The sequence below is a fragment of the Curtobacterium sp. ER1/6 genome (assembly GCF_001742745.1).
In the GTDB taxonomy this organism is placed as follows: Bacteria; Actinomycetota; Actinomycetes; order Actinomycetales; family Microbacteriaceae; genus Curtobacterium; species Curtobacterium citri.
On sequence record NZ_MJAK01000007.1, the window covers coordinates 152,583 to 161,855 of the forward strand.

Annotated in this window: 8 protein-coding genes; 5 read left to right on the forward strand and 3 right to left on the reverse strand. The window is 73.6% G+C overall.

The genetic code is table 11. The features are described from left to right. The first annotated feature begins 80 nt into the window (after window positions 1–80). Both Cus16_RS11955 and Cus16_RS11960 read left to right on the forward strand, forming a co-directional pair. Window positions 81–1,889, forward strand: a complete 1,809-nt coding sequence (locus tag Cus16_RS11955; protein ID WP_069712892.1) for an ABC transporter ATP-binding protein — start codon at window positions 81–83, stop codon at window positions 1,887–1,889. Between the two features lie 31 nt (window positions 1,890–1,920). Then, window positions 1,921–2,346: a DUF805 domain-containing protein gene (locus Cus16_RS11960; RefSeq protein ID WP_069712864.1), complete on the forward strand. Its 426-nt coding sequence runs from the start codon at window positions 1,921–1,923 to the stop codon at window positions 2,344–2,346. 26 nt (window positions 2,347–2,372) lie between these two features. Here Cus16_RS11960 and Cus16_RS11965 read toward each other — a convergent pair whose 3' ends face one another. After that, the gene (locus tag Cus16_RS11965) at window positions 2,373–2,699 is read right to left on the reverse strand and encodes an MGMT family protein (RefSeq protein ID WP_069712865.1); all 327 of its coding nucleotides are present in this window, start codon (window positions 2,697–2,699) and stop codon (window positions 2,373–2,375) included. An 8-nt stretch (window positions 2,700–2,707) separates the two neighbouring features. Beyond that, window positions 2,708–3,163 (reverse strand): GNAT family N-acetyltransferase, encoded by a 456-nt coding sequence (locus tag Cus16_RS11970; RefSeq protein WP_069712866.1) that lies wholly within the window; start codon window positions 3,161–3,163, stop codon window positions 2,708–2,710. Between the two features lie 98 nt (window positions 3,164–3,261). Here Cus16_RS11970 and Cus16_RS11975 point away from each other — a divergent pair, with 98 nt between their 5' ends. Continuing rightward, entirely contained in the window at window positions 3,262–4,530 is a 1,269-nt protein-coding gene (locus Cus16_RS11975) for an ROK family transcriptional regulator (protein WP_069712867.1), read from the forward strand. A gap of 128 nt (window positions 4,531–4,658) precedes the next feature. Then, entirely contained in the window at window positions 4,659–5,663 is a 1,005-nt protein-coding gene (locus tag Cus16_RS11980; RefSeq protein WP_069712868.1) for a hypothetical protein, read from the forward strand. A gap of 17 nt (window positions 5,664–5,680) precedes the next feature. Here Cus16_RS11980 and Cus16_RS11985 read toward each other — a convergent pair whose 3' ends face one another. Continuing rightward, the gene (locus Cus16_RS11985; protein WP_141718953.1) at window positions 5,681–6,109 is read right to left on the reverse strand and encodes a hypothetical protein; all 429 of its coding nucleotides are present in this window, start codon (window positions 6,107–6,109) and stop codon (window positions 5,681–5,683) included. A 361-nt stretch (window positions 6,110–6,470) separates the two neighbouring features. Here Cus16_RS11985 and Cus16_RS11990 point away from each other — a divergent pair, with 361 nt between their 5' ends. Further along, the gene (locus Cus16_RS11990; protein ID WP_069712870.1) at window positions 6,471–8,882 is read left to right on the forward strand and encodes a lamin tail domain-containing protein; all 2,412 of its coding nucleotides are present in this window, start codon (window positions 6,471–6,473) and stop codon (window positions 8,880–8,882) included. Window positions 8,883–9,273 lie beyond the last annotated feature (391 nt).

The window sequence follows — 9,273 nt, forward strand, 5'->3', positions numbered from 1 at the left end:
TCGACACGGCAACCGGGCCGGGAGGCGCGGACCCCGTCCTCGACGAGGGCGCGGCCGCTGCCGCTCCGGTCACCGCGTCGATCACCACGCAGGGCGTGCGCGGCGAGGAGCGCGAGGACTTCACCAAGGCGGAGAGCAAGCGCCTGCGGCGTCGCTCCCTCGCCCTGCTCGGGTCGCTCGCCGCGCCCCTGAAGGCACGGCTCGTGCTGCTCGGGGTCGTCGTGGTGGTGTCCACCGCGGGCACCGTCGCCGGTCCGGCGCTCATCGCATGGGGCATCGACAACGCCCTGCCCCGGGTGATGGACGAGAACGACTGGGTGCCGGCGTTCGGTGTCGTGGCGACGTACATCGTCGTCGCGGTGCTCGGCGCCGTCCTGACCGCCTGGTACACCGTGCTGGCGGCGCGGATCAGCCAGGCGATCCTGTTCGACCTGCGGAAGCGGGTGTTCCTGCACACGCAGCGGCTCTCGCTCGAGTTCCACGAGACGTACACCTCGGGGCGGATCATCTCGCGGCAGACGAGCGACCTCGACTCGATCCGCGAGCTGCTCGACTCCGGCCTGAACCAGCTCATCCAGGGCGTGCTCTACATGGTGTTCACGGGCATCGCGCTCGTGCTGCTCGACCCGACGTCCGGGCTCGTGCTCGCGGTGTCGCTCGTGCCGCTCTGGTTCCTCATCCGCTGGTTCCAGACGAACTCGCAGACGCTGTTCCGTGCCACCCGCGTGACCTCGGCGCGCGTCATCGTGCACTTCGTCGAGACCATGACCGGCATCCGGGCGGTGCAGGCGTTCCGCAAGGAGTCCCGCAACCGCGACGAGTACGGCCGCTACGTCGAGGACTACCGCGTCGCGAACACGAAGGTGTTCAACCTGTTCGGGACGTTCGACCCGGTGCTCGTGCTCATCGGCAACGCCACGCTCGCGGCCGTCGTCATCGTCGGTGGCTTCCGGATCGTCGGGGGCTCGCTCGAGGTCGGCGCGCTGCTCGCGGTCGCGCTGTACGCCAAGCGGTTCTTCGACCCGGCGCAGGAGCTCGCGATGTTCTACAACGGGTACCAGTCGGCCTCGGCGGCGATGGAGAAGATCTCCGGCGTCCTCGAGGAACGCCCGTCGGTGCCGGACCCCGCGAAGCCGGTGCGCCTGCCCGAGGCGACGGGTGCGATGGACTTCGACGACGTCGAGTTCGCCTACAACGCCGGCAAGGTCGTGCTCCCCGAGTTCGACCTGCACATCCCGGCGGGGCAGACGATCGCGCTCGTCGGGTCGACGGGTGCCGGCAAGTCGACGCTCGCGAAGCTCATGGCGCGGTTCTACGACCCGTCGCGGGGCTCGGTGCGGCTCGACGGGGTGGACCTGCGGGAGATCGACCCGAGGGACATGCGGCGCGCGATCGTCATGGTGACGCAGGAGGCGTACCTGTTCTCCGGCTCGGTCGCGGACAACATCGCGCTCGGCAAGCCGGGGGCGACGCGTGACGAGATCGTGCGGGCGGCGGAAGCCGTCGGCGCGCACACGTTCATCGAGGCCCTGCCCGACGGGTACGACACCGACGTGAACAAGCGCGGCGGTCGGGTGTCGGCCGGGCAGCGGCAGCTGCTGTCGTTCGCCCGAGCGTTCATCGCCGACCCGAAGGTGCTCATCCTCGACGAGGCCACGGCGTCGCTCGACATCCCGTCGGAGCGGCTCGTGCAGGAGGGGCTCGAGACACTGCTCGCGGACCGCACGGCCGTGATCATCGCGCACCGCCTGTCGACCGTCGCGATCGCCCACCGGGTGCTCGTGATGGAGTACGGCCGGATCGTCGAGGACGGCACACCCGACGACCTCATCGCGGGGACCGGGCGCTTCGCGCAGCTGCACGCGGCCTGGCGCGACTCGCTCGTCTGACGGACCGGGCTGCACGTGGTTGGGTTGCTCCATGAGCAACGACAGCGTGCAGCCCGGCGGCGTCGCCCTGCGCGATCCCTGGTACGGCGCGCCCTTCTCGGCGGCGTTCCGTCGCTTCTGGCGGAAGTACACCGTGTTCACCGGGCGGGCGTCACGTGCGGAGTTCTGGTGGTGGTGGGTCACCTCGTTCGTGGTCGGGCTCGTGCTGCAGCTCGTCCCGCAGCTGTTCACGCCCGGCAGCGCTGCGTTCGAGAACCCGGTCGGCTCGTACCTCTTCGTGCTCTGGGGTCTGGCGACGCTGGTCGGCTCGCTCGCGCTCGGCGCCCGTCGGCTCCACGACGCGAACCGCTCCGGCTTCTGGCAGTTCCTGCACGTGCTCGTCGGTATCGGCTCACTCGTGCTGCTCGTGCTGTTCCTGCTGCCGTCGAACCCGAAGGGCACGCGCTTCGACGCGTGACGCGTGACGTGACCTGCGCGAGCAGGTCAGAACGGGTCGTCGGCGTCCGTGGCGGGTGACCAGCGCGCACGACGCATGTCGATCCTCCAGGCCGACGGACCGTCCACGAGCGGCGTCCCCTCGACGCGGTAGTGCTCGAGCGCGCGTGCCTCGTGCCGGAGCGGCGGCAGCCCGCCGGACCGCACCACGCGCCACCACGGCAGGTCGGCGCCCTCGTGCGCCATCACCTTGCCGACCGCGCGCGAGGCACGGGACCCGAGCGCCGCGGCGACGTCGCCGTAGGTCATGACGCGACCCGGCGGGATGAGCCGGACCACCTCGGCGACGGCTGCGCCGAAGTCCGGCTCCGTCACCCGCGTGGCTAGAGGGCGAGCACGGCGAAGTGGTCGCCGTACTGGGTGTCGCGCACGGTCTCGAAGCCGAGGGCGCGGAAGAACGCCTCGGGGCCGCCGTTGCCGCCGGGCTCGTAGACCACGGTCAGGCGCTCGAAGCCACGGCTCCGGGCCTCGTCCGCCAGGCCGTGCACGGCGAACCGGCCGACGCCCCTGCCCTGCGCGTCGGCGGCCACGTTGACGCGCCAGATGGCGCTGCGCAGCTCTTCTTCGCGGTTGTCCTCGTCGAAGGTGCCGATGATCATGCCGACCACGCGGTCGCCGTCGAGCACGACCCGGGTCCACGCCGAGCTCGGCTTCACGTCGGACTCCGCGACGCCGTACGTCGTCGGTTGCACGAACTGCTCCTGCCCGGGCTTGAGCGTCAGGGAGTTCGCCGCGGCGGCGGTCGACGCGGAGAGGGCTTCGAGGCGGAGGTCCGTCATGCCGCTCAGGCTAGCGGTGCACCCCGTCCGGGTGCCAGGACGCAGCAGGGTCCGTTGCAGCAACGTTGCACGCCCGTCCGCGGCGGTAGGGTCGCGACATGGTGGAGCATCGGCGTGGGGCGAACCTGCCCTCGATCGGCGGCTTCAACCGCACCGTCGTCCTCGACGCGGTCCGTCGCTCGCCGGACGGGCTGAGCCGCGTCGAGCTCGCCGCCCGCACGGGCCTGAGCGCGCAGACGGTGTCCAACGTCACGCGGTTCCTCATCGAGGCGGGCATGATCGCCGAGTCCGGCACGGTCGTGGCTGGACGGGGCAAGCCCCGGACGATCCTGCGGCTCGAGGCCACCAGCCGCTACGCCGTCGGGGTGCACGTCGACCCTGCCGTCGTGACGTACGTGCTCCTCGACCTGGCGGGCCGGGTGGTCGCCGAGACCACGACGTCGACGCCGTCGGCGGACGACCCCACCGAGGTCGTCCGCACGATCGCCACCGCCATCGCCGGTCTCGTGGCGGACGCCGGGGTCGCGGCGGAGAGCGTCCTCGGGGTCGGCATCGCGAGCCCGGGACCGATCGACGTGGACGCGGGGGTCGTGCTCGACCCGCCGTTCCTGCCGCGCTGGCGGGACGTCCCGCTCCGCGACGCGCTCGCCGAGGCCACCGGCTTCCCGGTGCTCCTCGAGAAGGACGTCACGGCCGCGGTCGTCGGGGAGATGTTCCTGGCGGGGGAGTCGTCGGCGCGGAACTTCGCGTTCGTGTACTTCGGCACGGGGTTCGGCGTGGGGCTCGTCGTCGACCACGAACCCGTGCGCGGCGTGGGGTCGAACGCGGGCGACGCCGGGCACATCATGGTCGACCAGGGCGCGCTGGCGGGCACACCGGACGGTGCCGGCAGCCGGGGCGAGGTCGGCGGGACCGTCGCGCCCGACCGGCTCGTGCAGGTGGCGCGGGCCCGCGGGCTGCGGCTCGGTGACGACGATCCCGGCCTCGGCCCCGGCGAGCCGGACGGCATCGCCGCGGTGCAGCGGGCGTGGGACGCCCTCGGCGCCGCGATCGAGGCCGGCGACGAGGTCGCGGTGGGACTCGCGGCCGAGGCCGGCGCCGTGATGGGACGGGCCGTGGTCGTCATCGTCAACCTGCTCGACATCGACCGGGTTGTCTTCGGCGGTCCCCTCTGGTCACGCATCGCACCGGTCGCGCTGCCCGCGGCCCGTGCGGCGGTGGTCGCGTCACCGCTGCTCGTGCCGAAGCACCCGATCGCGGTGGTCGACAGCGGTCGCGGCGCGGACGTGACGGCGGTCGGAGCGGCCTGCCTGGTGCTCGACGCCGCGCTGTCCCCCCGCGCGAGCGCGCTGCTCATCCGGCGCTGACGCCGACGGCCTCCGGCGCTGACGGCGCTGACGCCGACGGCCCGGACCGTCGGGCCCCCGTTCGCGGTGCTGCGCCGCCACGGCCGGCCTCGCTAGGGTTCGGGGACACGCACGCGACGGAGGGCCGCATGACGATCACGGACGACCCGACGGGGACGATCGACCCACGCTGGGCCCGGGTCCGGCCGATGGTCTTCCGGACGATCATCGGCGCCGTGGTCGCGGCCGGACTGGTGGGCATCGTCGCGGTGCTCCTCGGGGACTTCGGCCGGGTCGCGGTGCAGCTCCTGCTGACCGTCGTCGTGGTCGTCGTGTTCGCGCTGCTGTCCTGGTACGACGCAGACGTGTCCTCGAGGCGGTCCGGCACGTTCGCGTTCGCGAGCATCGTCGTGTCGATGTACCTGCTCGTGACCGGCCTGTTCAAGGTCTGGGTCGTGCCGACCGACCCGGACGGCGGCGACGGGATCTGGCTCGTCGGCGAGCACTTCTGGCAGTGGCTCGGGATCGTGTTCGTCGCGCGGTTCGCCCTGCTGCACGTGCACCTGCTGCTCGTCATCCACCGCCGCTACCCGACCCCGCTGCTGCAGCTCGTGGCGAAGGTGACCGTCGGGGTGATCGCGCTGCTCGCCCTGCTGCTCTCGGTGCCGCTGCTGGCCCCGGACGCCGACCTCGCCAGCGGGTACTGGCGGCTCGTGTGGGTGGTCGTCATCCTCGACCTGCTCGGCACCGTCGTCGTGCCGCTGAGCAACGCGCTGTTCCGGCCGCGGCACCACGGCGGCCCGGGTGTCGGTGCGTCCGTCGACGCCCCCTCTGCGGCGTGGCGGAGCCAGCTGGCGGCAGCCACGCCGGTCGCCGGCGGCTGGACGGGCACGCCCGTCCCGGCCGCTCCCGCCGTCCCCGCGGGCACCGCGGTCGCCGCGGCTCCGGCCGTCTCCGTGAATCCCACCGTGCCGGCGGACGGCGGACGACGGACACACGACGAGGCCGCGACGGTCCGCGGCAGCGACGGCCTGCTCTACGAGCGGCGGCCGGACGGGGCCCGGGCACTCGCGTGGCCGCGCTACGTCGACGGCACCCCGCTGCCGGCGGCACCCGACGGCTCGCCCGACTTCGGCGGCGTCGCCCGTCCCTGACCCGGGGCAGCCGTCCCTCAGACCTCGCCGAGCACCTTCCGCCAGGCGGCGGTCAGCGTGGCGTACTCGTCGTCCGACAGCAGGTCGCGCACCCCGGTCGCGAGCACCGCCGACCGGACGGCCTCCTCGGCGCCGGCTCGGTCACGCAGGTGCGCGTCCGAGTGCTTCACCGCACGCCCGGCCTCCTGCGCCGCCTCGATCTCGTCGACACGGCCGGCTGCGCCCGCCGCCTCGAGCGCGTGCTGCCACGCGGCGAGGAGGTCGGCGTTCGTCACCATCCGGCCGTCCGCCCCGCCCTGGATCGCGAGCGACGCGCTCGGTTCCGGCACGACGATGCCCTCGTCCGCCTTCCAGGTCACGTCGAGCGCCTCGGCCTCGTCAGCGGTGATCCGCCCGGCCCGGTCGATCATCGACTGCACTGCGGCCTGGCTGTTCTCGTTCGACACGATGTCCTCTCCGACCGGACGCGCGCCTCGCGTGGTCCCCACCATCCTCCCGACGGCTGCTGGGAGGAGACGGGAACCACCGCCGGACGGGAGGCGCGGTGCGGCGCCGCCACGCGCCTCCCGTCCGCCACGCGGCTCCTCTCGACACGCGCCTCCCGTCTGCCACGCGGCTCCTCTCGACACGCGCCTCCCGTCCGCCACGCGGCTCCTCTCGACACGCGCCTCCTGTCGCCGCGCGCTTCCTGTCGACCGGTCGGCGACCGCTGCTGCGACACCCGTCGTTCACCGGGCGGTCACCGCGCGGATGCCCAGGTCCTGAACAGTCGTGCAGGTCTCCCCCCGAACCCGAGAAGGACTCTGCATGCGCACACCCGCCCTGCGGGTCGGCGCCGGCATCGCGACGGGCCTCGCCCTCGCCGCCGGCGTCCTGACCGCCAGCCCCGCCCTCGCCGCCGTCGGCGACGACGACCCCACCGTCGGCGCCCGCGTCACCAGCGGCCCCGCGACCGGCCTCGCGATCAACGAGGTCGAGTCGAACGGCGACGACAACGACTGGGTCGAGCTCGTCAACACCTCGTCGGCGCCGATCGACCTGAGCGGCTGGCGCTTCCTCGACTCCGACTCGACGCACACGGCGTACACGCTGCCGGCCGGCTCGACCGTCGCCGCGGGCGGGTACCTCGTCGTCGACGAGGAGACCACGACCCGGCCGGGCTTCGGCTTCGGGCTCGGCGGTGCCGACGCCGTGCGGCTCTACGACACGAGCGGCACGCTGACCCTCCGGTACGCGTGGACCTCGCACGCGGTCGTCACGTACGGCAGCTGCCCGGACGGCTCCGGCACGCTCGTCGACACCACCGCGTCGACGAAGGGCGCCCCGAACGACTGCTCCTCGCCCGTGCGGATCAACGAGGTCGAGTCGCAGGACGGCACCCCGGGGGACTGGGTCGAGCTGACGAACGTCGGGACGACCACGGTCGACCTCGGCGGGTACGTGCTGCGGGACAGCGAGGACGACCACGCCTGGACGATCCCGGCCGGCACCACGGTCGCGGCGGGCGGCTTCACCGTGCTCGACGAGGCGCAGTTCGGCTTCGGGCTCGGCAAGGCCGACAGCGTGCGGCTCTTCGACCCCCGCGGGGTCCGGGTCGACGCGTACTCCTGGACCGCGCACGCGGCGACGACGTACGGGCGCAACCCCGACGGCGCGGGCGAGTTCGCCGAGACGGCTGAGCCGACCAAGGGTGCGGCGAACCGCTTCACCGGCGTCGTGACCGCCGAGGCGTGGCCGGGCGGACCGGACGAGACGGTGCTCGACGCCGAGGGCACCTTCACGGGTGACCTCAGCGGGCTCGACTGGACGACCTCGTCGACCTCGCGCGACGGGCAGCTCTGGGCGGTGCAGAACGGCGACGGCCTGCTCTACCACCTCGCGCCGGACGGCAAGGGCGGCTGGGCGCCGACCAACGCCGCCGGCACCGACCTGCGCTACGCGGACGGCTCCGGGACCCCCGACGCCGAGGGCGTCACCGTGACCGCGGACGACCCCGGTGCCGTCTACGTGTCGACCGAGCGCGACAACGACGTGTCGAAGGTGAGCCGCCCCGCGGTCCTGCGCTTCGCCACCGCCGCCGGGGCGGAGTCCACGCTGCGGGCGACCGACGAGTGGAACCTCGCCGCGGACTTCCCCGGGCTCGGTGCCAACGCCGGACTCGAGGGGGTCACCTGGGTGTCGGACGCCTGGCTGACCGAGCGCGGCTTCGTCGACCAGCACACCGGCGCGGCCTACGCCCCCGCGTCCTACCCCGGGCACGGTGACGGACTCTTCTTCGTCGGCGTCGAGGGCACCGCGAGCGTGTACGCCTACGCCCTGATGGACGACGGCTCGTTCCAGCGTGTCGCGACGATCAGCACCCCGTTCTCGCTGGTGGCCGAGGTGCAGTTCGACCCGACGCTCGACGCCCTCTGGGTGGTCTGCGACGAGGCGTGCTCCGGTCGCACCGCGCTCTTCGACGTGCAGGAGGGCGCCTTCGCCCTCGCGTCGCTGTACGAGGCGCCGGCGAACGCCGACCGGACGCTCGCGAACGAGGGCTTCGCGATCTCGGGCCGCTGCGTCGACGGCGCGCGGGCGACCTTCTACGCCGACGACAACGACACGAACGGCGCCTCGCTCCGCACCGGGACCCACCCGTGCGACGCGACGACCGAGCCGGGTGACGGTGACGGCGGTACGCCCGCTCCTGGCGACGGCGGCACGCCGGCCCCGGGTGACGGCGGCACGCCCACCCCGACGCCCGGGACCGGCGGGTCCGCACCGACCCCGACCCCGTCCGTGCCCGGCAGCCCGACCGCCCCGGTCGCTCCGACCGAGGCCCTGACCGACGCGAACCGCGGCTCGGTCTCGGCACCGGACTCCGTGCGCGCGGGGTCCTCGGTGACGATCACCGTCGGCACGCGGTACGCCGGGCAGCCGGTGGCCGTGTGGCTGTTCTCGGACGCCCGACTGCTCGGCACCCCGACGGTCGCGGCGGACGGCACGGTCACGGTCCTCGTCCCCGCCGACGTGTCGGCCGGTGCCCACCGCCTGGTGGTGGCCGCGCTCGACGGCACCGTGCTCGGGTGGACCGAGGTCACGGTCGACCCCGCGACCGGCGAGCTCGCGTACACGGGTGCCGACCTGACGGGAGGCATCGCCGCGGCGCTCCTGCTCGTGACGGCCGGTGCCGGTGTCCTCGTGGTGCGTCGGCGCCGTGCGGGAGCCGCGCGCGCCTGACGCCGAGCGTCCCACGACGCCCCCGCTGCCCTCCCGGCAGCGGGGGCGTCGTGCGTGCGCCGCCCGTTCCTTCCCATCGCGGGTGCGATGGGGAGCGGTTCCGGGCGGCCCCGCCCGCCCGATCTTTCCCAGAACGGGTGCGATGGGAAGCGGTTCCGGGCGTAGCTGGTCGTTCCATCAATGCAGGTACGCCTGTTCCGACCAGGTACGCCCGTTCCGACCAGGTGCCTGCGCGCCGACAGGCTCGCCACGCGGCCCTGCCCGCCCGATCCTTCCCACAACAGGTGCGATGGGGAGCGGTTCCGGGCGGCCCCGCCCNGAMCCGCTCCCCATCGCACCTGTTGTGGGAAGGATCKGRCGGGCGCGGCCCGCGATCTGCTCGTCGTCGCCG